The sequence below is a fragment of the Ruegeria sp. CDSA193 genome, assembly GCF_059611885.1.
The window spans coordinates 383,520-407,324 of the sequence record NZ_JBXWPN010000004.1; the positions used below are offsets into that span (position 1 = coordinate 383,520).

Genomic DNA, 23,805 nt, shown 5'->3' on the forward strand with positions numbered 1-23,805 from the left:
AATTCGATATCAAAGCTGCAACTGCTCAAGGATTAAGCACGTTGACTCTGCGACTTGCCGACAAAGATTTGAACCCGCCCGTACTACTGGCGCCCATGGCCGGAATCACTGATCGTCCGTTTCGCGATCTGGTGATGCGCTTTGGGGCCGGGATGGTCGTCAGTGAGATGGTGGCCAGCCAGGAAATGGTGCAGGCCAAACCCGGTGTGCGCGAACGGGCCGAGCTGTCTGCGGATGTGGAAAACACTGCTGTCCAGCTTGCCGGACGCGAGGCGTATTGGATGGCCGAGGCGGCCCGCCAGGTCGCTGATCGGGGTGCGCGCGTGATTGATATCAATATGGGCTGCCCGGCCAAGAAGGTGACAAATGGATATTCGGGCTCGGCCCTACTGAAGACACCTGACCACGCGCTGACATTGATCGACGCCGTTGTCAGCGCCGTGGACGTGCCCGTGACGCTGAAAACCCGGTTGGGATGGGATGACAAATTGCTGAACGCGCCCGATGTGGCAAGGCGGGCGCAGGATGCTGGGATACGAATGGTCACGATCCATGGCCGCACACGTTGCCAGTTCTACAAAGGGCATGCCGATTGGAGCGCAATCCGGGCGGTCAAAGAAGCGGTCTCGATTCCGGTGATTGCGAATGGTGACATTGTTGATTCTGGCGCTGCACGCATAGCGCTGGATCAGTCCGCCGCCGATGGGGTCATGGTTGGGCGTGGGGCACAGGGTAAACCGTGGCTACTGGCGCAGATGGGGCATGAGTTATACGGGGCAGAGGCGCCAGTCATTCCCGCTGGTTGTGATTTGATCGACATGGTTCGTGCCCATTATCAGGCCATGCTGGGGTTTTATGGTTTGGATCTGGGCCTGCGCGTCGCTCGCAAGCATCTCGGCTGGTATATGGATGAGGCTGGAACACCGGCCCCGTTGCGCCGGGCGGTGCTGACATCGCGCAACACGGATGAGGTGATGCACCTGCTGAGTGTTGCACTTGGCAGTGATGCAGAGGAGGCGGCATGACCTCGGATCACAGCATCTGGACCTCGCTGCCCGTTCCTGCCTTTGTCATAGATGCAGATGACCGGATCGCAGACATAAACTCCGCCGGTGAAGGGTTCCTGAATGCCTCGCGCAAATCCGTGATCGGGCATCCCGTCTGGGATCAGATTGCCGTGGACGCTCCATTAGAAGAAGCGTTTCTGAGAGCGCGTCATCAAGGTACGCCACTATTTGTGAACGATGTGGATGTAGGGTCAGGCAACCGCGCGCCGTTGCAATGTGCGCTTCAGATCGCGCCGCTTGTCGGGCATCCGGGGTCAATGATCATGATCATCACACCGCGTGAACTTGCTGGGCGTATGACCCGTGGAAACACGGTGAAATCTGCTGCGCAATCGGCGATCGGCATGGCCGAGATGCTTGCGCATGAAATTAAGAACCCTTTGGCAGGAATTACCGGCGCGGCGCAGCTTCTCAGCATGAATATCTCGCAGCAAGACCTTGAATTAACAGATCTTATTGTCGAAGAGAGTCGCCGTATCGTAAAACTGTTGGAGCAGGTTGAACAATTCGGAAATCTCTCTGAGCCCGATTTCAAACCGGTCAACATACATGACGTGCTGGATCGGGCACGGCGGTCGGCCCTGTTGGGTTTCGGTGCCCATATGACGATCATCGAGGATTACGACCCGTCGTTGCCACTTGCTTATGGCGACCCGGATCAGTTTCTGCAGGTCATCTTGAATTTGTTAAAGAATGCCTCGGAAGCCGCTGACCCTAAAGGGGGAACCATACGTTTAAGGACGTATTTTGAACATTCTTTCCGCCTGCGACGCAGCGACGGGTCAGGTCATTCTCTGCCACTGCAAATCGAAGTGACCGATGACGGCCCCGGTCTGCCGGAGAAGATTCGGGGCGAGATATTCGACCCGTTTGTGTCGGGCAAGGAAAACGGCACCGGCCTGGGGCTGGCGCTGGTCAGCAAGATCATTTCGGACCACGACGGCTGGATTTCGGCCGAGTCGGTTCCGGGACGAACGGAATTTCGCATCTCTCTGAGGCGCGCGCCGCGTGACGCGAAATAGTCAATAAATCGCCGGAAAGAGCAAGAATAAGGAAAGCACCTGATGGATGGAACAGTACTGGTTGCAGATGACGACCGCACAATTCGGACCGTTCTGACACAGGCCCTGACACGCGCTGGGTGTAAGGTGCATGCAACCTCGTCGTTGACCACTTTGATGCGTTGGGTGGCCGAGGGCAAAGGCGACGTGGTCATATCCGATGTAGTTATGCCGGATGGCAATGGGCTCGAGATGTTGCCAAAAATCGCACAGGACCGACCGGGATTACCGGTCATCGTGATTTCGGCGCAAAACACGATCATGACGGCCATCCAGGCAGCCGAGGCGGAAGCTTATGACTATCTGCCGAAACCCTTCGACCTGCCGGATTTGATGAAGCGTACCGCGCGCGCGCTGGAACAGAAACAGCGCACGCCGTCAGATGCCGGTAACACGTCCCAAGAGCGTCCGGAAGAGCTGCCTCTGGTGGGGCGGACACCAGTGATGCAGGCGCTGTATCGCTTGGTGGCGCGGGTGATGAATACCGATCTGTCGGTCATGATTTCGGGCGAGAGTGGAACGGGCAAGTCGTTGATCGCCAAAGCGATACATGATTTTTCCGATCGCAGGACGCTGCCATTTGTAACGGCCACTGCCGCCGACCTGCTGGATCTTGAAGGCCCGGCGCGCGTCATGGCACGGGTGCGGGGCGGTACGCTGCTTATCGACGAGATCGCGGATATTGATGACGAATTACAGGCGCGTCTCGTTCGGATGATGGACACTCCAGGCGATCATGTTCCTCGGTTCATGGCTACGAGCCAATCGGACCTGACCGAAGCCATGGAGAACGGGCGCGTCCGGCAAGACCTGTATTATCGCCTTTGCGGTGCGACAGTGCATGTTCCGGCCCTTCGCGAAAGGGTCGATGATATCACCTTGCTTGCCGATCATTTTCTGGCGCGTGAAGAACGCGAACATGGCGCGAAACGCTGGTTCAGTCCGGATGCGGTCGAGCTGGTACGGCGCTATTCCTGGCCCGGAAATGTACGGCAGCTTGAAAATGCGGTCCGTCGATTGAGCCTGACCAGCCGCGCCGATGAAATCTCCAAAACCGAGGTCGAGTCGGTGCTAGGCAGCCAACCCGAAGCCGAGCCGGTGCTAGGCAATGGAGAACGCGAAAAGCTCTCGGCTTCGGTCGAACGCCACCTGCGCCGCTATTTCGATCTACATGGAAATATGTTGCCACCTCCGGGTCTATATCAGCGTATTTTGCGTGAGGTTGAGGCGCCTTTGATTGAACTGGCCCTGGATGCGACCGGGGGAAATCAGGCAAAATGTGCTGATCTTCTAGGGATTAACCGGAATACGCTGCGCAAAAAGATAACAGAGCTCGATATTCAGGTGACACGGCGGCGCAAACTGATGTAATATCGCCACACAAAGCGTGGCATCCGGGTTTCGACCGGGCAACGACCACGACATATGGCGGTAAGTCGCGCAAGCGGCACATCAGGATGAGGGCAGACGGTGGCAACCCGAGCACAGAGCGGGCTGATTTTATCAGTCAATCGGTGGCGAAAATCCCGAAGGCTGCGCAATTTTGGAACTTTGGGTCTGGTTTTGCTGGGCCCGGTGCTGGCTTTGACCACTTATCTGGTCATTGGTCCATTCGATCTGGGGGCAACCGCGCCCTCATTGCGCCTGATCCTGCTTGCGGATCTGGTCTATGTTCTCGTGGTTGCGGCGCTGGTTCTGGGTCAGGTAGGCAACCTGATCGCAGCACGCCGGGCCAAATCCGCGGGGTCCCGTTTGCACCTGCGACTGATCGGAGCCTTCACACTGTTGGCTCTGGTGCCGACTGTCACGGTTGCAATCTTTGCCGGTCTGACGGTGAATATTGGTCTTGAGGGCTGGTTTTCCGACCGCGTAAGGCAGGTTGTCGGATCCTCGCTTACTGCTGCGGAAGCTTATGAACAGGAACACCGAGAGGGCCTGACGCAGGACGCCGTCGTATTAGCGCTTTTTCTGGACAATGCCCGGACGCGTGATTTCTATATTTCCGATGCTGAACTGCGAGAGGTTCTGGCGCAAGGGCAGGCGCAAATCCAGCGCGGTCTGCGTGAGGCCTATGTCATTGATGGAAATGGTGAAATCCGATCCCGGGGGGATCGCTCTTATCTGTTCAACTTCGAAAAGCCGACCTCTGAACAGATGGCCCAAGCGACTGAGAATGAATTGCTGATCATTGCCGATTGGCAAAACAGTGAATTCAGGGCGCTTGTGCCTTTGAAGGCTTATCTTGATCGGTATCTCTATGTCAGCCGGGAAGTGGACGGGCAGTTGCTGACGCTGCTGGACGATACCAAGGAAACAGTTCAGTTCTATCAACAGCTTGAAAGTGAACGCGGACGGGTTTTGTTTGAATTCGGCCTGCTTTATCTGGGTTTTGCCGTGATCCTGATCCTGGCTGCAGTGTCGCTGGGAATGTGGTTCGCCGAGCGTCTCTCGCGCCCGGTTGGACGCCTGACCACCGCTGCGCAGCGTGTCGGGGCAGGCGATCTGGGCGTTCAGGTTATCGAAGAAGCCACCGATGACGAAATTGCGATGCTGGGCCGTTATTTCAATCAGATGACCCGACAGTTGAAAGGGCAGCGCGATACCCTTTTGGAGAACACACGGCAGATCGAACGCCGGCGTCGGCTGTTCGACTCGGTTCTGACCTCGGTCACATCCGGTGTTGTTGGTGTCGACCCCGATGGTTGCGTGACGTTTGTGAATCGATCCGCCGAACGCCTGTTGGATTGGTCCCGTGGAGAGGAACATCTTGCCATTGGCATTGCGGTGCCCGAATTCATGCCTTTGTTCGAAAGCCTCAAGGACAGCGGGCAAGAGGCTGTGCAGGGTGAAATCAAAGTCACGCGAAAAGGCCATTTGGAAAACCTGTTGGTCCGCATGGCGATCCGCCGCGGCGAAGATGGCGGGCTTGAAGGATATGTGGTTGCCTTTGACGACGTGACCGATCTGGTCAGTGCACAGCGAATGGCAGCCTGGGGTGATGTGGCGCGCCGCATCGCGCATGAGATCAAGAACCCCTTGACCCCGATCCAGCTGAGCGCCGAGCGGATCAAACGAAAGTTTTCGTCCAAACTGGATGAGGATGATTGCGATATCCTTGTATCCATGACTGATGTGATCGTTCGCCAGACGAATGACCTGCGGCGGATCGTGGATGAATTTTCAAAGTTTGCGCGCATGCCGGAACCGGATCGGCACGAAGAGAATCTGGTGGGGTTGGTGCGCGAGGCTGTTCTTTTGCAGCAAGCCGGTCAGCCGGATGTCGAAATCGAAGCGATGCTTCCAGATCAGCCGATTTCAGGTGATGTAGACGCAACAATGCTGAATCAGGCGCTGACCAACCTGATCAAGAATGCAGGCGAAGCGATTGAAACGCTGAAACAAAAAGGGGCACCTGAGAACCTCAAGCCTCAGATCAAGGTTACTGTGATCGGCGACGATGCGGGCACAGTAATTACCATTGCCGACAACGGTATCGGCTTGCCGGAAGATCGTGCGCGGCTGTTTGAGCCTTACGTGACCACACGCGACGAGGGCACCGGGTTGGGGCTGCCGATCGTCAAAAAGATTATCGAAGAACATGGCGGGGTGCTGACACTTGAGGACGCCCCCGTATTTGACGGACAGGACCATTTTGGCGCAATGGCCGTGATCCGTTTGCCCGGGAGCAATACTTCCTCAAATTCAGCGCCGAAAAAGCAGGCAATTGATACAAACAAACTGAAAGCAGGCCAAAGATGAGCGACATTCTGATTGTAGATGACGAGCGTGATATTCGCGAGCTTGTGTCCGATATTCTCGAGGACGAAGGCTATTCCACCCGGCTGGCTGGCAACTCGGACGAGTGTATGGCAGCCATCAATTCCGAACCCCCGGGGCTTTTGATCCTGGATATCTGGCTGAAAGACAGCCGGATGGACGGGATTGATATTCTGAAGACTGTAAAGCGCGACAACCCAGACATTCCGGTGGTGATCATTTCGGGCCACGGGAATATCGAAATCGCTGTCGCTGCGATCAAGCAGGGGGCGTATGACTTTATCGAAAAGCCCTTTAACATCGACCAGCTGATGGTTGTGATCCGCCGCGCGATGGAAACCTCGCGCCTGCGCCGCGAAAACGCCTCGCTAAAGCGGAAAGAGGTCACAAGCTCGGATATGATCGGCAAATCGGCCTCGTTCCGGGCAATGCAGAGCCAACTGGACAAGGTTACCAAGTCCAACGGGCGTGTGATGCTGACAGGCCCTGCCGGTTCAGGCAAGGAAATCGCCGCGCGCTATATCCATGCAGAATCGAACCGGGCAAATGCGCCCTTCGTGACCGTGAACTGTGCCGGGATCGAGCCGGAGCGCGTTGAAGAGGTTCTGTTCGGCCGTGAAACCACCGAACGCGGGGTTGAGGCAGGCCTGTTGGAAGAGGCCCATGGTGGCGTCGTCTACTTTGATGAAGTGGCAGATATGCCCATGGGAACCCAGTCAAAAATCCTGCGGGTTCTGGTTGATCAACAGTTTCAACGGGTTGGAGGTACCGACAAGGTCCGGGTCGACCTGCGGGTGATCTCTTCGACCAATCGTGACCTTGATGCAGAAATCGCCGCTGATCGTTTTCGGGAAGAACTTTACCATCGTCTGAATGTTGTGCCTATTTCGGTGCCTTCGCTGGAAGATCGGCGCGAGGATATTCCGGTTCTTGCCGAGTTTTTTATTGAAATGTGCAATGAATCCCAGGGCCTGCCGGTGCGCGAGATTTCAGACGAAGCTGTCGCGTTGCTGCAGACCATGACCTGGCCGGGCAATGTGCGTCAGCTTAAGAACCTGATCGAACGGGTGCTCATTCTGGGTGACGGTACGGGCCCGATCGAAGCGCGTGAGCTGCCAAACGAAGAAGAAAAAGCCGATGAATCGGGACGCGTCGTTCTGTCAGGGGCATTGGCGACCCTGCCGTTGCGCGAAGCTCGCGAGGCGTTCGAGCGTGAATATCTGCTGACCCAGATCAACCGGTTCGGGGGCAATATCAGCCGCACCGCCAGCTTTGTCGGCATGGAACGCAGCGCGCTTCATCGTAAGTTGAAATCTCTGGGCGTAGTGACCTCGAACAAATCGGGGGCGCGGATCGCGCAACTGGACGAGGCTGAACCGGCGGAGTGATCCGCCGGCCTTTACCCTGCCTGACCTGGGGTAATGATCTGAAACGTTCCGTTGTCGAATTTGACGAAACATGAATCTGTGCTGAGCGGTGGCAGCTGTGTTGTTGGGACCGCAGCAACACGCGACTTTACGCCCTGCTTGCAAGGCGGAAGGCTGACCGGGCGATAGCCTTTCTGCGCCATGCATTGTGCTTCCAGCTTGTTGCGCAGCCCTTTGTTCACATCGACCGTATAGATCTGACCGGGCTGCCACCAGCCTCCGGTGCGATGACACCTTCCCCGACCATCGCAGTAGGTGCGACCTGGCCAATAGGTTGGTGCCCCTTGTCGCACCTGATTGGCCACGGGGGCGTCTTTGAGGGACTGAACCTGACATCCAGTCGTTTCAGACTGCATTTGCGAAACTGTCTCGCCCTCTTGATAATACAGGGAAAGCGGCCCACACGCAGTTAGCAACAGAGTCAAAGAAATCGTGAGAGCTATTGTTTTCATACGCTTACCTTGCCTCAGCTTTGCTTGTGTTACAAACTAATTGACCGTCTGGGGGGCATCTGTCATTCAAAGATTTCAGGCAGAAGGGCCAATAGCATGAAGGTCATCATTTGCGGTGCGGGTCAGGTTGGCTGGCAGATTGCACGGCATCTTTCGGGCGAGTTGAACGACGTTACTGTGGTTGACAACAATCCTGATCTGGTGCGACGGGCGACCGAAACCTTGGATGTTCAGGGGATTGCGGGATTTGCAAGCTATCCGGATGTTCTGAACCGAGCGGGCGCGCGCGATGCGGATATGATTATTGCTGCCACCCATTCGGACGAGGTGAACATGGTCACCTGTCAGATGGCACATTCGGTTTTCTCCATTCAGCGCAAAATCGCCCGGCTTCGGTCGAAATCCTATCTCGAGGCCATTCATTCGGATCTGTATCGCCGCGATCACCTGCCGATTGATGTGGTGATCAGCCCCGAGCGCGAGGTTGCCGCAGCGGCGATGCGCCGGTTGTCTGCCCCATCCGCCTTTGACACCGAGATGTTCATGGACGGCAAAGCGCAGTTGCTTGGCATACGCATCGCCGAGGATTGCCCGATCGTGAACACGCCATTGCGGCAACTGACCGATCTGTTTTCGACGCTCAGCTCTATCGTGGTGGGTGTCCGGCGCGAGGGTACGCTGTTTGCACCGGAATCCGAGGACCAGCTGTTTGTCGGTGACGAATGCTATGTTTTTAGCAATGTCAAAGACGTGGACCGCACGATGGAGGTTTTCGGCAAGGCGCAAAAACGGCAGGACCGGGTGGTGATTGTCGGCGGTGGTAATGTCGGTCTTGAAGTTGCTCGGACATTGGAAGAACGTGAAAGCCGCGTTCGTGCCAAGATAATTGAACGAGACCGCCACTGTGCGGAAGTGGCAGCCGAAGCGCTTGAGCGAACGATTGTCCTTCACGGTGATGGTCTGGACGCGGCGCTGCTGCGCGAAGCTGGCATCGAACGCGCGGATGCAATGTTGGCCGTCACGGATGATGACCGTGTAAATATGTTGGTTGCCGTGCGTGCCAAGGCCGAAGGCTGTGCTCTGGCGATTGCACTGATCAATGATCCCAGCATGGTTGCCCTGATGGGGCCGCTGGGTATCGACGCCTATATCAACCCCCGCGCCACCACCGTCAGTTCGATTCTGCGCCATATTCGGCACGGACGCGTGCGGCAGGTCTATTCCATCGGAGATGCCGAGGCCGAAGTGATCGAGGCCGAAGTACTTTCAACCTCTCCTATGGCCGGGCAGAAGCTGCGCGACATTGATTTCCCCGAAGGTGTGCTGGTTGGTGCCGTACGCAAAGGCGATGAGATGTTGCGTCCCACAGGCAGCCTGAGGATTGAAGAAAAGGATGTGGTGGCGATTTTTGCCTTAGCCAAAGACGTGCCCGAGGTGGAACGGCTGATGCAGGTCTCGATCGATTTCTTCTGATGGCGCATGCACGGAAAAAACAGGTTAGCCTCATTCGGCGATTGCCGCTGTTTCTTCTGCTCTGGGGTATTTTTGCCGCCGCTATGTGGATGCCTGCCATATTTGCGCTGGTGCTGGATGATCACGACACGTCCCGGTCGTTCTTCTATTCCGGATTGCTGGGGTTGTTCGTGGTCGGGATCATTTCGCTGGCAACATCCAACAGAATGCCGCGCCGAGGGACATTGGGCCAGTTGGCGGTCTTGTTAGGCTGTTTCACCGTATTGCCCTTGTTTCTTGCGATCCCTCTGCATGATGCGTTGGGCAATACGAGCTTTCTCAACGCCTATTTCGACATGGTCAGCGCACTGACCACTACCGGGGCTGATTTGTTTCCTGATCCAGACCGGTTGTCGGCGCCGTTACACCTTTGGCGGGCTCAGGTCGGATGGATGGGCGGGCTTTTGATGTGGATTTCAGCGGCCGCGATCCTCGCGCCGTTGTCGCTGGGCGGGTTCGAGGTGACAGCCCGCGGTCAACCCGGTCGCCCGGTTTCAGGCGTGGCGCAAAGCGAGATGGTAGACCCGCGCGGGCGTCTAATCCGTGTCACGCTGACTTTGACGCCGGTTTATGTCGGGCTGACCGCTGTCATTTGGCTGTTGCTCGTGATCGCAGGAGAGCAGGGCCTGACCGCCATCTGTCATGCGATGTCGACCATGGCCACATCGGGTATCTCACCGGTTGGTGGGCTTGAGGGAGCGCAGGCCGGCGTAACCGGTGAGGCCATCCTGTTTCTGTTCCTGTTCTTCGCTTTGTCGCGGCTTACCTTTTCCTCGGACACAGCTACCTCAGGATATTCGCGGCTGGATAAGGACCCCGAGTTCCGGATCGGGCTCATGATCGTTGCAGGCGTAGCGGCGCTGCTTTTCTTCAGGGTTCTTGCCGGCGTCAGCGAAATTGGCGGCCAGATGGAGCCTCTTCAGGCGTTGAGCGTAATTTGGGGCATGATTTTTACGGTCTTGTCATTTCTGACTACCGCGGGGTTCGAAAGTGCAAACTGGGATGATGCCCAGCAAATTTCCGGTCTAGGCACCCCGGGATTGATCCTGATGGGGCTTGCGCTGATCGGCGGTGGAGTTGCAACAACGGCGGGCGGGGTAAAGCTGTTGCGGGTTTTCGCTCTGTACCTTAATGGCGCGCGCGAAATTGACCGTTTGATTTATCCGTCTTCGGTCAGCGGAGTAGGTGGCGGAAACCGCCGCATCCAAAGCGATGGGGCCTTTATCGCTTGGATATTTTTCATGATGTTTGCCCTGACAGCTGCTGTGTTCAATGTGTTGCTTGCTGCCATGGGTACGGGGTTCGAACACGCTATGGTGCTTAGCGTTGCAGCGCTGAGCACGACAGGGCCGTTGATCGAATTGGCAACCGATGTTCCTATCCGATTGATCGACCTTTCGGGCGGTGCCAAGCTGACCATGTGTGCCGCTATGGTGATCGGCAGATTGGAAACGCTGGCGATTATTGCCCTGATCACACCCGCTCTATTGAGGGGTTAAGAAACAATAACCATGCTAGTGACTGATTTTTCATCTGGAATATCGGTTAACGACACTCCATACTCCGCCGGAGGGAGCGCGTTGGTCCGCAGCGCGTAGCAAGAACAATGGCGAGATTATAAGAATATGGCTTCGGACAGACAGAATCTGCAGGACGCGTTCCTGAATAATGTACGGAAAGCAAAAGTCCCGGTCACAATTTTCCTGATCAACGGTGTGAAATTGCAGGGTGTGATCACCTGGTTCGACAACTTCTGCGTATTGTTGCGCCGCGACGGACAGTCGCAGCTGGTCTACAAACACGCGATTTCGACCATCATGCCATCGCAGCCGATCAGCCTGTATGAGGGCGAAGACGCCTCTTGATGGAACATGAAAGGGTGCGCACCCGAGCGTGGGTGCTGCATCCGGAAATCAAATCAGATGAACAGCGCCGCGTTCCAGGACCGGCGCTGGCAGAAGCGGTGGCGCTGGCCGCTGCATTGCCCGACCTTGATGTGATCGGATCCGAAGTTGTGCGCTTACCTCGAGCGCAGGCCGGTTTTCTGTTCGGTAGCGGCAAGATCGAGGAACTGGCCGAACGGTTGCACGAGAACGAAGTCGAGCTGGTTTTGATCGACGGATCGGTTACGCCCGTTCAGCAACGCAATCTTGAAAAGGCGTGGAAGGTCAAGATCCTCGACCGGACCGGGCTGATCCTCGAAATCTTCAGCGACCGTGCGCGCACCCGTGAGGGCGTTTTGCAGGTGGAAATGGCCGCGCTGAGTTACCAGCGGACCCGGCTGGTGCGTGCCTGGACCCACCTGGAACGGCAGCGGGGCGGATTGGGCTTTGTGGGTGGCCCGGGTGAGACCCAGATCGAAGCGGACCGCCGGGCCATTGATGAACAACTGGTGCGGCTGCGGCGTCAGTTGCAGAAGGTGGTCAAGACCCGCACGCTGCATCGCGCGGCGCGGGCCAAGGTGCCATATCCGATTGTCGCGTTGGTAGGCTATACCAACGCGGGCAAATCAACCCTGTTCAACCGCCTGACCGGGGCTGATGTCATGGCCAAGGATATGTTGTTCGCCACGCTTGACCCTACCATGCGTCGGGTCGAACTGCCCGATGGTCCCGAAGTCATCCTGTCGGACACGGTGGGGTTCATTTCGAACTTGCCCACCGAGTTGGTCGCCTCCTTCCGTGCGACGCTGGAAGAAGTTCTGGGTGCGGATATCGTGGTTCATGTGCGCGATATCAGCCACGATGAATCTGAGGCGCAGGCGAAGGATGTCGAAACTATCCTGACTTCACTGGGTATTGACGATACGCGGCCCCGGATTGAGGTCTGGAACAAGATCGACCTGCTGTCCCCGGATGAGCGCGAAGCCGCGATGGCGCGGGCAGAGCGGGATAAGGGGATTTTCGCGATTTCAGCCGTCACCGGCGAAGGGATCGCCCCGCTTTTGGCGGAAATTGCCGTCACGCTGCAGGGCGTACGTTCTGAGGCAACGCTGGAACTGGGATTTGCCGAAGGCAACAAGCGCGCGTGGTTGTTCCGCCAGGAGGTCGTGCAGTCCGAAAAGCAGACCGAAGATGGCTTTGTGATCGACGTGCTGTGGACAGAGAAACAAGCTTCGCAATACGCAGCGCTTTGAACCCTGACTGGGGAAGAACTTTCCTATACCCATCGAACAAAGTGGTCCGTGATCAGCCGTCAATCTGGCGCTGAAAATCCTCGGCATCGAACCAACCCAAAGAGTTCTGGACCTGGTTGGTGTCGGTCATTTCCCATTCTTCCCAGCCCCGCGTCACGACGTGATTGCCGGTTTTGGAATGGTGCCCTTCAAGTGTCCAGACAAATATTGCGTGGCTTCCCGCCCAGCGAAACATGTCGCAGCGGACCTCAAGATCGGGGAAATCAGTGTAAAACCCGCGCGCCATTTCCGCCACCGCAGCGCGGCCTATGATCGGTTCTCCACGGTTGATCGTGATCTGTCCGTCGGGCGCATAGAAACTGGCAACGGCCTCGGGGTCGCCCGAGCTCCAGGCGATCGCATAATCCCGCGCGAGATTGTTCAGCTTATCCCGGATACTGGCCATTTGGTCCCCCGCACACAAATCCTAGGCCTATGGATCGTATGCCAAACGCCATTCAGCGTCCACGCGATGGAAAATAAACGGGCGAGGTCTTGCCGAAGCACGGAACTTAGCGGGGGATAAGGGTGGTCACTCCGACGGCGGCTGCATGTGCCAGGTCAAGGTCCAGGGACATCGGGATGTATTCACCCCGACGCCAAAGCTGGGCCTGATCGTCATAGTAGCGTGACAGGAAGTGACCTGACTGGCCCGTAGCCGTGATAAAGACCGAGCTGTCGGGATCCGCAAAATCATATACGCCGCGATAGCCTGCACCGTGCACGTTCTGAAACGGATCGGGGCCTTCGCCCGATGTTCTGCCACGCAGCAGGGTGTTGTCGCCACCACTGGTGGACTGTCGGATATTCACAAAGAATCGCAGCACCGGAACCGATCCCAGAACCGGGTGGTCATGCGTCGCCTGATGCGCGTCACCCCAGCGTAGAGATTCCAGTGATCCTCCGTATTTTTCGGAAATCCAGATCAGCGCATCGTCCAGTGCCATGCGCGCCATATCGGTGCAGGTCTCTGTCGGCGCGCTCTGACGCACATTACACCAGGCCGAAGCTCCGTCGATGTCGCGATAGACACGTTCGATGAACAGTGGTTCGACATGTTTGTATTCAGCCGCCAGGGGGCCAAGCTCATCTGCGATCAACCGGATTTGCAGCGCCCGAACCCAAGCAGCATAGATCAGGGGCTCTGGCAGGTGTTCATTCATCTCGCCATTCCACTCGGCCAAAAGGTTCAGCGCGATCTGGCGCTGGCGTTCCTGGGTGCCTTCGGGGGCAGAGGCGCCGGTGTACCACAGATCAGCCCCGATCAGCGGCAGCAGAGAGCGGGCGGTAAAGCTGACAGTGTCCAGCTGTGCCTCGATAAAGCTGTCGCGCGTGTGTACCTCGCGCGATTGCATCAGCCGTTCCCAGCGATGGATGCGCTGCGTATCCCCCCATTCATATGAGACATGTTCGGGAAATGGCCGGTCGATGATCTTGTTGTTTGTGTTGCCCAGAATGCCGCCCGCAGGTGCGACGAATTCGGGGTTGTCAGCATAGGGCAGGCGGCCTTGCCACCGGTTTTCGGCCAGCCAGCCAGGCGTCGGAATACGCCCCCGGCTTTGGTTCTTTGCGGCACGGTGCGGCATTGCGCCGATCAGCTTCATGCCGATGGTGTCCTTGTCGACCAATGACAGGTTCTGAGATGGCGCCATGAACAGCTCGGCTGCGGTGATGGCTTGTCGGACAGTGTCCGCATTCATCAGCGCCATTGAGGCTGACATGGATGTGTCCTGTGCGCTCAGGGCTGTCCAGGACAGCGAGGCGACATGACCCGGCGGCGTGATCGTCCCAAGATCGTAATGGGTACCCGGCAGAACCGGTCCGTTCTCGGTCCAACGCAGGGTCAGAGTGATTGGGGCTTCGTCTTTGATCTCGATGATCGAAGGGCGGCTGCGAAAGGTCTTGTATCCTTCGGGGGTCAGGTATTCCTCGGGGTTTTCTGGGTTCAACTGCTCGATATGGATGTCCTGATCATCCAGATAGGATGAGGTCAAACCCCAGCCCAGTCGATCACTGCGTCCAGTCATCACCGCCGGGATGCCGGGGATCGTGGCACCGATCACGCCGCCTTTGGCCAGTTCCAGACGGGCCAGATACCAGATGCCCGGCGCTGTGAAACCCAAATGCGGGTCATTGGCCAAAAGCGTCCCTCCGCTGGCAGATCTTGTGGGCGCGGCAGACCATGCGTTCGATGCTCCGGCCAATCCGCGCTTTGGAAAGGGCGAGATGGGCATGTCCGGCATCGACGATCCGGCCGCATATCTGGGCAGGTTGGGAAACAGGGCGGCGTATTCGGGCAGAGCGGCGATTCCCGGCCCGGGGACATCAGGCAGAATATCCGCCAGTCGGGTCTGGTCATCCAGCATAAGCGATGTGCGCGCGCGCAGCACTTCATCCTCAAGATGGCCAGAAAGTTGCAGGCTCATGAGTTTGATGACGGCCAGGCTGTCGCCCGGTTGCCAGGGCGATACAGGCGCATTGAACAAAAACATCTCTGGCGCACCACGGCCCAATGCGTTTTCGTTAATCTCGGCCAGTCGTGCATTCACCCCGGCAGCATAAGCGCGCAGGGCCTCTTTGGTATAGTCGTCCTGGGCTTGTACCGACCGGTGTGCAAGCCCGTACAGATCAAACCGCCGCAACAGCTTGTCGATATGAACAGTGCGAGCGCCAAAGACTTCGGACAATCGTCCCTGCGCTGTCCGGCGCAGAACGGTCATCTGCCAGAGGCGATCCTGTGCATGGGCATAGCCAAGCCCAAAGAAGACATCCGGGTCTGATGCGCCCAGAATATGGGGAACATTCGCTGTATCCCTGACAACCTCAACCGGCGCAGTCAGGCCATCAACTTTAACGGTCTGATCGTAGTCCGGCAGGGACTGGCTGGCCAGAAAATACACCAGCAACACAGCCGCCAATGTCAGCAGAACAAGACCCGAGGCGATACGCACTAGCCAGCGAAAGACAATTCCCATCAGCGGTCACATTTCCGTTCACTCTATGATTGTGCAGACACTAGAGGATGGCTGGACGGATCGAAAGAGGAACCGCATGAGAACATGCGTGTTTACCGCGGTTTGAATGAAAAACCCCGCCTCAGGCCTGATGCCGAAAGCGGGGTGTCTTGAAGGGGGAGGGTAGTCCGGTATCAGGGAATGATGCGGGTGTATTTCGTGCCTTCGACCGTCGCGCCGAACTTTAGCCCTGCCTGTCCGAAGACTGCCGCCAGAACCGGCGAACGCAGGGTGGTGGTGTCGGTCGACAGAGAGTCGCCCGTCGCATCGACCACGTAGCCGACTTCGGCCCCGGCGGTCCATCCGCTGGAACGGCGGAAATCGTTCAACGCATCCTGTGTCATGAAGAACAGGACATGCGCATATTGCTGGGCACCGATTTGCAGGCCGGCGGTTCCCGAAATTGCGGAATAGTAATCAACTGTCGCGCCCTGAATGCGTAGCGCGCCTGTGCCGTAGGCACCGCCAAAGACGATTAGTCCGGCATCGGTTATCAGAGGCATGACCAGCATGCCGTTGGCCTTGTTCGCGATTTCGAGCGTGTTGGGGTAGGTGGCGTACATCTGGTTCAATGTCGCATCCACACGGGCGTCAATCGTCGCTGCGTTGGAACTGCCGACGCCATTGCCGCAAGCGGCGGTCACTGACAGACCGGCCATGCCAAAAGCAAAGCCACGACGGCTTAATCGAGTAGGTTTGGAACTGCTCATGTTTTTTATCTCTGTATAAATGCCTGATTGTCGGGTGCTCCCGATCTTGTCCGCAAGAATACGCCGATTGTCGCCTCGTGTCACGGGAAAGCTGCCGGGTGACCAAAGATAGTCGGCGAAAAATCGCGGAAACGCGGGGGATTAGCCCTGCAGGATCCGGGCGGCCTGAGGCGCGAAATAGGTCAGGATCCCGTCGCATCCCGCGCGTTTGAACGCCAGCAGACTTTCGAGCATGACCTTCTCTCCGTCGATCCAGCCGTTCTGAGCCGCGGCTTGTATCATCGCGTATTCGCCCGAGACTTGATAGGCATAGGTTGGCGCACCGAACGTGTCCTTCACCCGGCGGCAAATATCCAGATAGGGCATGCCGGGTTTTATCATGACCATGTCCGCGCCTTCGGTCAGGTCACGCTCGATCATGCGCAGCGCCTCGTCCGAGTTTCCGGGGTCCATCTGATAGGTCTTCTTGTCCCCGGTCAGCGCGCCCGAGGCGCCCACTGCATCTCGGAACGGTCCGTAGAACGCACTCGCATATTTGGCCGCATAGCTGAGGATCATCACGTTGTGATGGTCTGCGCCTTCCAAGGCGCGCCGCATTTCACCGATCCGGCCATCCATCATATCTGACGGTCCGATGATGTCGGCGCCCGCATCTGCTTGCGCCAGCGTCATCTTTACCAGCGCCTCGATCGTTTGATCGTTTATGATCTCACCATCGACCACATAACCGTCGTGGCCGTTGATATTGTATGGGTCCAGCGCCACGTCCGTCATCACCGCGATATTGGGTGCGGCTTTCTTGATGGCGCGAATGGATCGGTTGGACAGGTTATCGGGGTTCCACGCTTCGGCGCAATCTTCGGTCTTTAGGGATACGTCGGTGTAGGGAAAGATGCAGATTGCCGGGATACCCAGGGCCTGCGCTTCGACCGCAGCCTGTGCGATTAGATCGACCGAGCGGCGCATGACACCAGGCATCGAGGGGACAGGCTCTTCAATACCTTCGCCGTCTCGGACGAAAACCGGCCAGATCAGATCATCGGTGGTCAGTGTATTCTCGCGGACCAGCGCCCGCACCGCCTGTGATTGGCGTGTTCGACGAAAACGGGCCAGAGGATAGGGGGCAATGGTCGGTTTCATGACGCGCTCTCCTTGTAAATTCCAGCATTGGGTGGCATGAATTCCGTGTAGTCTCAAGGGTAACGATGGACGCGTCTTTGCGAAGAAGGTCCCTGAAGACGGAAATTAAGGGCTGACGCGTGGACTTATACTCTTCGATTTTTGAACTCATCGACATGCGCAGCTTTTCGAATCTCTGGTATTGGATCGGGCTTGCGGTGTTGTGGTCATCGGCCAGCCACTGGGCCATGGGCGTGCCGTATGACCTTGTTGTGCGCGCACGGCGGGTAGGCGGGCAATCGGAACAGGATTTGATGGATATCGTCCGCATTAACGGAAACCGATTGCTCTATATATTGGATGTATCCGGCCTCGCGATATTAGCGTTTAGTTGTTTTCTGTTCACGGGTCTCGCCACTTTGGGGTTCTATTACGGTGTCGAATTCGCGCAGGCCGTGTTTTTGTTGCTGTTTCCGGTTTGTCTTGTCGTGCTGATCAATGTATCAGCCGCACGGAAACTGCGCCGGGAAACACCCAGTCTGGAGTATATTTCCAAGATTCTTACGCGCTGCCGGATCTATACCCAGATAGTTGGTATGATTTCGATCTTGATCACTTCGCTTTGGGGCATGTACCAGAATTTTTCCATCGGCGTCCCGGGTTGGTAAAATCAGAAAGGCTTGGCGATGACGGGTCCGAACCAAGTAATCGTTGGCGGCGCCCCCGAAGGGTTTGACGCGCAGCTTGTCCTGAATGAGCTGGCGCGCTCGGGCGGGCCGGTGTGCCATGTAGCGCGTGATGACAAACGGCTTGAGGCGATGCGCGCGGCGCTTGCCTTTTTTGCGCCTGACATGCCGGTATTTGTGTTCCCAGGCTGGGATTGTCTGCCATATGATCGGGTATCGCCCAATGCCGATATCTCGGCAGCGCGTGTGGCCACCCTTGCCGCACTTGTGCACCAGATGCCGCAGCAATATGTGCTGCTGACAACTCTGAACGCCGCAACCCAACGCGTGCCCGCCCGTGCGGTGCTGCGAGAGGCGGCGTTTACCGCCCGTGTCGATCACCGCATTGATGAAACCGCGCTGCGGAATTTCCTTGTGCGCATGGGGTTCACGCAAAGCCCGACCGTGATGGAGCCTGGCGATTATGCCGTTCGAGGGGGTATCATCGACATTTTCCCGCCCGGCGAATCCGGGCCGGTGCGGCTGGACCTGTTCGGGGATGTTCTGGATGGAGCACGTCGGTTTGATCCGGTGTCGCAACGTACGACCGAAAAGCTGGCTGTTGTGGAGCTGGCACCAGTGTCCGAGGTCATTCTAGATGACGCGGCCATCACCCGGTTTCGGCAAAATTATCGCATCGAGTTTGGGGCGGCGGGCACAGATGATCCCCTGTACGAGGCCGTTAGCGCAGGGCGCAAGCATCAGGGGATCGAACACTGGCTGCCGTTCTTTCACGAAAAGCTGGAAACGCTGTTTGATTATCTGCCCGGTGCCACCATCTCGCTGGATGATCAGGTCACGCCCGCGCGTTTGGCGCGGTGGGACACGATTGCGGATCAATACGAAACGCGGCGGCTCGCGCTTGAGAACCGGTCGCGCATGGACACGGTGTATAAACCGACACCACCGGGCCTACTGTATCTCGATGACACTGCTTGGGAACAAGCTGTCGGCGATAGGCGCGTTCTGCAATTCAATGCATTGCCTCAGGCCCTTGGGCCCGGGGTGATTGACGCAGGTGGACGGATTGGACGGAATTTCGCGCCCGAGCGGCAGCAGGAAAGCATCAGCTTGTTCGGAGCACTGGCCAGCCATATCACCGACAAAATGGCCAAGGGGCCGGTTCTGATTGCCTCTTATTCCGAAGGGGCCCGCGAACGTCTGACTGGGCTGATCGAGGATGAAGGCCTTGCCGAGGCGATCCCCGTGCCCGACGGTACGCGTATCGGCAAACGCGGGCTGCATCTGGCCGTCTGGGCGCTGGAGCACGGGTTCGAAACGCCCGACCTGACCGTGATCGCCGAACAGGATGTGCTGGGCGATCGGTTGATCCGGCAGCCCAAAAAGCGCCGCAAGGCCGAGAATTTCCTGACCGAAACCCAATCCCTTAGCCCGGGTGATTTGGTGGTCCATGTGGATCATGGCATCGGGCGTTATCTGGGGATGGAAGTCGTGACGGCGGCCGGTGCCGCCCATGAATGTCTGCTGCTGGAATACGCAGAACAATCCAAACTGTACCTGCCAGTCGAAAATATCGAACTGCTGTCGCGATACGGTCATGATGAGGGTCTGCTGGACCGATTGGGTGGCGGCGCGTGGCAGGCCAAGAAGGCCAAGCTGAAAGAACGTATCCGCGAGATGGCGGATAAGCTGATCCGCATCGCTGCCGAACGGGCCTTGCGCAAGGCCCCGATCATGGACCCGCCTCCGCACGCGTGGGAGGAGTTCAGTGCGCGCTTTCCCTATCAGGAAACTGACGATCAGCTGCGCGCAATCGGTGAGGTCATGGAAGACATGCATTCCGGCGCGCCGATGGATCGTCTGATTTGTGGCGACGTGGGCTTTGGCAAGACCGAGGTCGCAATGCGTGCCGCTTTCGTTGCCGCAATGTCGGGCGTGCAAGTGGCGGTGATCGCACCGACAACGCTGTTGGCGCGTCAGCACGCGGCCAGCTTCAAGGATCGCTTCCGGGGCTTCCCGCTTGAGGTGCGGCAGCTGTCCCGCTTCATCTCGGCCAAAGAGGCGCAACAGACCCGTGATGGGTTGGCGCGCGGCACAGTGGATATTGTAATCGGCACCCATGCCTTGCTGGCAAAAGCGATACGGTTCAACAATCTGGGTCTGCTGATCATCGACGAAGAACAGCATTTCGGTGTTGGCCACAAGGAGCGTCTGAAACAGCTGCGTAGCGATATCCATGTCCTGACCCTGACCGCGACGCCGATTCCACGAACGCTGCAACTGTCCCTGACCGGCGTGCGTGACCTGTCGATCATCGGCACACCTCCCATCGACCGGCTGGCGATCCGCACCTATGTCAGTGAGTTCGACGCGGTCACGATCCGCGAAGCCCTGCTGCGTGAACATTACCGTGGCGGGCAGAGTTTCTATGTCGTCCCGCGCATCTCAGACCTACCCGAGATAGAGGAATTCCTGAAAGAGCAACTGCCCGAGCTGACTTATATGGTGGCGCATGGGCAGATGGCGGCTGGGGAACTCGACGATCGGATGAATGCGTTCTACGACGGGAAATACGATGTGTTGCTGGCCACCACGATTGTGGAAAGCGGGCTGGATATCCCGACTGCAAATACGATGGTTGTGCACCGGGCGGATATGTTCGGGCTGGCGCAGCTCTATCAGATCCGCGGCAGGGTCGGGCGGTCGAAAACCCGCGCCTATGCCTATCTGACAACAAAACCGCGCGCCCGTCTGACTGCCACGGCCGAAAAACGCCTGCGCGTTCTGGGCTCGCTCGACACGCTGGGGGCGGGGTTCACGTTGGCGTCTCAGGACCTTGATATTCGAGGGGCGGGTAACCTGTTGGGCGAGGAACAGTCGGGCCAAATGCGCGATGTGGGTTATGAACTCTACCAGTCGATGCTGGAAGAGGCGATTGCCAAGATCAAAGCCGGTGAGATGGAAGGCCTGTCGGATGCAGATGACCAATGGGCGCCGCAGATCAATCTTGGCGTCCCTGTCCTGATCCCAGAGGATTATGTGCCCGATCTGGATGTCCGCCTGGGCCTGTATCGCCGTTTGTCGTCGCTGTCGACCAAGGTGGAATTGGAAGGCTTCGCCGCTGAATTGATCGACCGCTTTGGCACGCTGCCGAAAGAGGTCAACACCCTGATGCTGGTCGTGCGCATCAAGGCGATGTGCAAACGGGCGGGGATTGCAAAGCTAGATGGCGGGCCCAAAGGCGCGACGATCCAGTTTCACAACGACAAATTCGCCTCGCCTCAGGGGCTGGTCGAGTTCATCCAGAACCAGCGCGGGTTGGCCAAGGTCAAGGATAACAAGATCGTCGTGCGCCGCGATTGGAAGAAGGACAGCGACAAGATCAAGGGGGCCTTTGCCATCGCCCGCGATCTGGCGGAAAAACTTGTGGCCGAAAAGAAAAAGGCCAAAGCCTAGTCACCGCTGACAAAGGTGCACAGCTGCCAGTCGCCCGCGTCGGATTGCGCCAATGCAGCCCGGAACCCGGTCATGGGCCACAGGAAATCGCTGTGCATATAGCCCTGGCCGCCGTCTGTCAGCAGAACCCTCTGGTACTGCGCGATGGGGGAGAAGTCGCGGATGATGACGACCTCATAGCTGATGAGGTCCAGTATCGCCGCGCCTCGATTTGGTGCGTTGCGCAGAGTTACATCCTGAGCGGTCACAAAATAGGCCAACGCCGGATCCAGCGAAGCGGGTAGGGTGAGCTGCCATTGGTGGGGCATCCAGAACTCGCCATCTTCGTTGAAATAGCCAGGCTGTGTCAGGGTGTTTTCCAGATCGGACCAAAAGGTTTCAACGACCTTTTCCCTGTCATCATCATCTTGCTCTGACGTTGCCGGTCCGGGAGTAAGATACTCGCGCAGCTCGTCCGGGCCGCCATTGCCGCCGTGGCTAAGGTAAATATCCGGGCAGGCAACAGACAGCACGCCTTCGATGTCGCGCTCGGCTACCATGTTCAGCAGGTTTGCCCGGAACGAGACGAGGGTGACATCCCGCTCGGCCTCGTCGACCGGCGGAAAGGATTGTCGATCCGCCAGCGCCGGGCTGCAGAGCAAAGCGAGCAAAAAGGCGTATCTCATTCGGCGGCCCTCATGGCGGCTTGAGCACAGAAACAGGACGCGCCAACAGCCCGGTCCGCACGAGCCAGAGCCAAATCCAGCCGTTGCCTGATCTGCACGATCTCAACCGTCTCACCGCGCGCCTTCAGGCAGTCATGCAGGCCCTTGAGGCTCCAGACATTGTCAGGATGGACAGAGGCACGGCTGAGCGTACCGCCCAACCCCAAATCCTCGCGGTATATGGCCTCGGCTTCGGCGGTATGCCCTTGTTCGAACAGCAATGCACCCAACGCGTGACGAGTGGGCTGCATCCATCCCCATGGCTCGTCATAGGGCAAGGTGTCGTCCAGTTCGACCGAGCGGCGCAGATGGGCGTAGGCCGCATCGTAGTTTTCCAGGCGATACTCGATTTCGCCACGCAGCATTTCGCGGGCAATGTCCAGCAGGTCGATCACGCGGTTATTGTGCAGCAATCGCGTTTCTGGCACGCGGGCCTTGGCAGCGAGGAACAACTGCTCTTCGGCTTCGGCTTCGCTGACCTGCCCTGTGGCGGCAAAAGCAATGGCTCGGGCATAATGCGTGGTTGCCGTGAGAGTGCAGTACAGATCGGGGTCCGAGGGCAGCTCAAGCGCCATTGCCTCTTCCCAACGGCCAAACCGGATGAGGATATGGGGGCCCATCGACATGTAACTTTCGAAGAAATCCGCCATGGGCGGGCTTTCTATGCGCAGCATGTCTTCGGGTGTGGTGTCCCACAATCCCTGATTGGCCCGCAGAGCCGGTTCCATCTGTCCCAGAAATAGGGCGCCATATATGACAAAATGATAATTGTGCTGGCGGTAGCCGGTGTAGATGTTGAACGCGCCTTCGCGTTCGTAATATTTCAGGTCGGCCTCAACGGCTTTTTGGTTCCAGTGGACGACGTTCTGGTAATGGCCGCACAGCACATCGATATGGGTGGGCATATGCACCAAATGGCCCGCATCGGGAACCAGCGTCCGCAGAACATCCCCCGCTTTCAGCGCTTTTTCCGGGGTCGGAGACATCTCCATCAGGTGGACATAAAGATGCAGTAACCCGGGATGAGACATCGCTGCTGGATCATCAGCCATCGCCTCCTCCAGCGTTTTTTGCGCCTCGACCGTGGCGGCCCCTTCGGCGGGCTGGCCGGTCGTCAAATCCCACATTTGCCAGGGAGTGAGGTTCAAAAGCGCTTCGGCATAGATCGTGCGCAGGTCCAGATGAGCGGGCTGCGATGCAAACGCTGCGCGCATGGCATCGGCAAAATCGTGATCCCAGTTGTGCATGTCGTCAATGGCTTCGCGCTGGGGATAGCGGGCGGGAAGCGCGCGGATCAGCGCTTGTTCAACCGGCGTACATTCGCCCGCAAGAGACATGGCCAGCTGCGTCGCATCATAGGCCAGCGTCAGCGCCTTTTGCCGGCCCGCGTCATCGTGCAGGTCCCAAGGCATGTTGTAATTCGGCCCCGCCGCATAGGCGACGCCCCAATGGGCCATGGCGCAGTTCGGGTCATGCTCTAGCGCGCGCTGAAAACAGACGACGGCCTCTTCGTGGTTATAGCCATAGGTCCAAACCAGCCCCCGGTCGAACCACAGTTGCGCATCGGGCGAAGAGGTGCTTACCGGACAGGAATGGGTGCCCAGATCGTAGTAGTCGCTCATTGAAAATCTCCCCTCGAAACAAG

18 protein-coding genes are annotated in these 23,805 nt (G+C 57.8%); 11 read left to right on the plus strand and 7 right to left on the minus strand.

All coding sequences use genetic code 11. From position 1 onward, the window contains the following. The first annotated feature begins 41 nt into the window (after positions 1–41). The 5 genes from dusB to ntrX all read left to right on the plus strand — a co-directional run bounded on the left by dusB (position 42) and on the right by ntrX (position 7,293). Positions 42–1,025, plus strand: a complete 984-nt coding sequence (dusB, locus tag AC2FLG_RS10090; protein ID WP_496706054.1) for a tRNA dihydrouridine synthase DusB — start codon at positions 42–44, stop codon at positions 1,023–1,025. Beyond that, positions 1,022–2,089, plus strand: coding sequence for a two-component system sensor histidine kinase NtrB (locus AC2FLG_RS10095; RefSeq protein WP_282021918.1), 1,068 nt, complete (start codon positions 1,022–1,024; stop codon positions 2,087–2,089). Before dusB ends, AC2FLG_RS10095 begins: the two co-directional genes overlap by 4 nt. A gap of 42 nt (positions 2,090–2,131) precedes the next feature. Continuing rightward, positions 2,132–3,499: a response regulator gene (locus AC2FLG_RS10100; RefSeq protein WP_282021919.1), complete on the plus strand. Its 1,368-nt coding sequence runs from the start codon at positions 2,132–2,134 to the stop codon at positions 3,497–3,499. A gap of 99 nt (positions 3,500–3,598) precedes the next feature. Continuing rightward, complete coding sequence (locus AC2FLG_RS10105; protein WP_271947352.1) at positions 3,599–5,887, plus strand: sensor histidine kinase NtrY-like; 2,289 nt, start codon at positions 3,599–3,601, stop codon at positions 5,885–5,887. After that, the gene (ntrX, locus tag AC2FLG_RS10110; RefSeq protein WP_496675862.1) at positions 5,884–7,293 is read left to right on the plus strand and encodes a nitrogen assimilation response regulator NtrX; all 1,410 of its coding nucleotides are present in this window, start codon (positions 5,884–5,886) and stop codon (positions 7,291–7,293) included. Before AC2FLG_RS10105 ends, ntrX begins: the two co-directional genes overlap by 4 nt. Before the next feature lie 11 nt (positions 7,294–7,304). On the opposite strand, the gene AC2FLG_RS10115 is transcribed toward ntrX, so the two are convergent. Beyond that, positions 7,305–7,784, minus strand: coding sequence for a hypothetical protein (locus AC2FLG_RS10115; protein ID WP_142633522.1), 480 nt, complete (start codon positions 7,782–7,784; stop codon positions 7,305–7,307). A 96-nt stretch (positions 7,785–7,880) separates the two neighbouring features. Here AC2FLG_RS10115 and trkA point away from each other — a divergent pair, with 96 nt between their 5' ends. The 4 genes from trkA to hflX all read left to right on the plus strand — a co-directional run bounded on the left by trkA (position 7,881) and on the right by hflX (position 12,432). Beyond that, positions 7,881–9,257, plus strand: a complete 1,377-nt coding sequence (trkA, locus tag AC2FLG_RS10120) for a Trk system potassium transporter TrkA (RefSeq protein ID WP_496695617.1) — start codon at positions 7,881–7,883, stop codon at positions 9,255–9,257. Further along, positions 9,257–10,795: a TrkH family potassium uptake protein gene (locus AC2FLG_RS10125; protein ID WP_496695615.1), complete on the plus strand. Its 1,539-nt coding sequence runs from the start codon at positions 9,257–9,259 to the stop codon at positions 10,793–10,795. Before trkA ends, AC2FLG_RS10125 begins: the two co-directional genes overlap by 1 nt. 126 nt (positions 10,796–10,921) lie before the next feature. Next, positions 10,922–11,161, plus strand: coding sequence for an RNA chaperone Hfq (gene hfq, locus AC2FLG_RS10130; RefSeq protein ID WP_010440340.1), 240 nt, complete (start codon positions 10,922–10,924; stop codon positions 11,159–11,161). Further along, positions 11,161–12,432 carry a GTPase HflX gene (gene hflX / locus AC2FLG_RS10135; protein ID WP_496706056.1) on the plus strand — a complete coding sequence of 424 codons (1,272 nt, stop codon included), beginning with the start codon at positions 11,161–11,163 and terminating at the stop codon, positions 12,430–12,432. The genes hfq and hflX overlap by 1 nt, the downstream gene beginning before the upstream one ends. 52 nt (positions 12,433–12,484) lie before the next feature. Here the strand turns inward: hflX and AC2FLG_RS10140 are convergent, their stop codons facing one another. The 4 genes from AC2FLG_RS10140 to hemB all read right to left on the minus strand — a co-directional run bounded on the left by AC2FLG_RS10140 (position 12,485) and on the right by hemB (position 17,335). Next, on the minus strand, positions 12,485–12,877 hold the full coding sequence (locus AC2FLG_RS10140; RefSeq protein WP_496691158.1) for an SgcJ/EcaC family oxidoreductase: 393 nt from the start codon (positions 12,875–12,877) through the stop codon (positions 12,485–12,487). 106 nt (positions 12,878–12,983) lie between these two features. Beyond that, positions 12,984–15,446, minus strand: a complete 2,463-nt coding sequence (locus AC2FLG_RS10145; RefSeq protein WP_496706058.1) for a penicillin acylase family protein — start codon at positions 15,444–15,446, stop codon at positions 12,984–12,986. A 173-nt stretch (positions 15,447–15,619) separates the two neighbouring features. Continuing rightward, positions 15,620–16,195, minus strand: a complete 576-nt coding sequence (locus tag AC2FLG_RS10150) for a lipid-binding SYLF domain-containing protein (RefSeq protein WP_142633534.1) — start codon at positions 16,193–16,195, stop codon at positions 15,620–15,622. 141 nt (positions 16,196–16,336) lie between these two features. Next, positions 16,337–17,335 carry a porphobilinogen synthase gene (gene hemB / locus AC2FLG_RS10155; RefSeq protein WP_496706060.1) on the minus strand — a complete coding sequence of 333 codons (999 nt, stop codon included), beginning with the start codon at positions 17,333–17,335 and terminating at the stop codon, positions 16,337–16,339. Between the two features lie 119 nt (positions 17,336–17,454). On the opposite strand from hemB, the gene AC2FLG_RS10160 reads away from it, so the two are divergent. Next, the gene (locus tag AC2FLG_RS10160; RefSeq protein ID WP_496700457.1) at positions 17,455–17,982 is read left to right on the plus strand and encodes a component of SufBCD complex; all 528 of its coding nucleotides are present in this window, start codon (positions 17,455–17,457) and stop codon (positions 17,980–17,982) included. Between the two features lie 18 nt (positions 17,983–18,000). Then, positions 18,001–21,456, plus strand: a complete 3,456-nt coding sequence (gene mfd, locus AC2FLG_RS10165; RefSeq protein ID WP_496706061.1) for a transcription-repair coupling factor — start codon at positions 18,001–18,003, stop codon at positions 21,454–21,456. Here mfd and AC2FLG_RS10170 read toward each other — a convergent pair. Together AC2FLG_RS10170 and AC2FLG_RS10175 are read right to left on the minus strand one after the other, a co-directional pair. Further along, entirely contained in the window at positions 21,453–22,121 is a 669-nt protein-coding gene (locus AC2FLG_RS10170) for an SH3 domain-containing protein (protein ID WP_496691163.1), read from the minus strand. The genes mfd and AC2FLG_RS10170 overlap by 4 nt on opposite strands. Then, positions 22,118–23,782 (minus strand): hypothetical protein, encoded by a 1,665-nt coding sequence (locus AC2FLG_RS10175; RefSeq protein WP_496706063.1) that lies wholly within the window; start codon positions 23,780–23,782, stop codon positions 22,118–22,120. The genes AC2FLG_RS10170 and AC2FLG_RS10175 overlap by 4 nt, the downstream gene beginning before the upstream one ends. Positions 23,783–23,805: the final 23 nt, after the last annotated feature.

Bases quoted from the DNA above. Each gene is read 5' to 3' on its own strand.
- AC2FLG_RS10170 (WP_496691163.1), bottom strand. From the start codon at position 22,121: ATGAGATACGCCTTTTTGCTCGCTTTGCTCTGCAGCCCGGCGCTGGCG.
- hflX (WP_496706056.1), top strand. From the start codon at position 11,161: ATGGAACATGAAAGGGTGCGCACCCGAGCGTGGGTGCTGCATCCGGAA.
- AC2FLG_RS10095 (WP_282021918.1), top strand. From the start codon at position 1,022: ATGACCTCGGATCACAGCATCTGGACCTCGCTGCCCGTTCCTGCCTTT.
- AC2FLG_RS10115 (WP_142633522.1), bottom strand. From the start codon at position 7,784: ATGAAAACAATAGCTCTCACGATTTCTTTGACTCTGTTGCTAACTGCG.
- ntrX (WP_496675862.1), top strand. From the start codon at position 5,884: ATGAGCGACATTCTGATTGTAGATGACGAGCGTGATATTCGCGAGCTT.
- hfq (WP_010440340.1), top strand. From the start codon at position 10,922: ATGGCTTCGGACAGACAGAATCTGCAGGACGCGTTCCTGAATAATGTA.
- trkA (WP_496695617.1), top strand. From the start codon at position 7,881: ATGAAGGTCATCATTTGCGGTGCGGGTCAGGTTGGCTGGCAGATTGCA.
- AC2FLG_RS10150 (WP_142633534.1), bottom strand. From the start codon at position 16,195: ATGAGCAGTTCCAAACCTACTCGATTAAGCCGTCGTGGCTTTGCTTTT.
- AC2FLG_RS10100 (WP_282021919.1), top strand. From the start codon at position 2,132: ATGGATGGAACAGTACTGGTTGCAGATGACGACCGCACAATTCGGACC.
- AC2FLG_RS10125 (WP_496695615.1), top strand. From the start codon at position 9,257: ATGGCGCATGCACGGAAAAAACAGGTTAGCCTCATTCGGCGATTGCCG.
- AC2FLG_RS10175 (WP_496706063.1), bottom strand. From the start codon at position 23,782: ATGAGCGACTACTACGATCTGGGCACCCATTCCTGTCCGGTAAGCACC.
- AC2FLG_RS10145 (WP_496706058.1), bottom strand. From the start codon at position 15,446: ATGGGAATTGTCTTTCGCTGGCTAGTGCGTATCGCCTCGGGTCTTGTT.
- hemB (WP_496706060.1), bottom strand. From the start codon at position 17,335: ATGAAACCGACCATTGCCCCCTATCCTCTGGCCCGTTTTCGTCGAACA.
- mfd (WP_496706061.1), top strand. From the start codon at position 18,001: ATGACGGGTCCGAACCAAGTAATCGTTGGCGGCGCCCCCGAAGGGTTT.
- AC2FLG_RS10140 (WP_496691158.1), bottom strand. From the start codon at position 12,877: ATGGCCAGTATCCGGGATAAGCTGAACAATCTCGCGCGGGATTATGCG.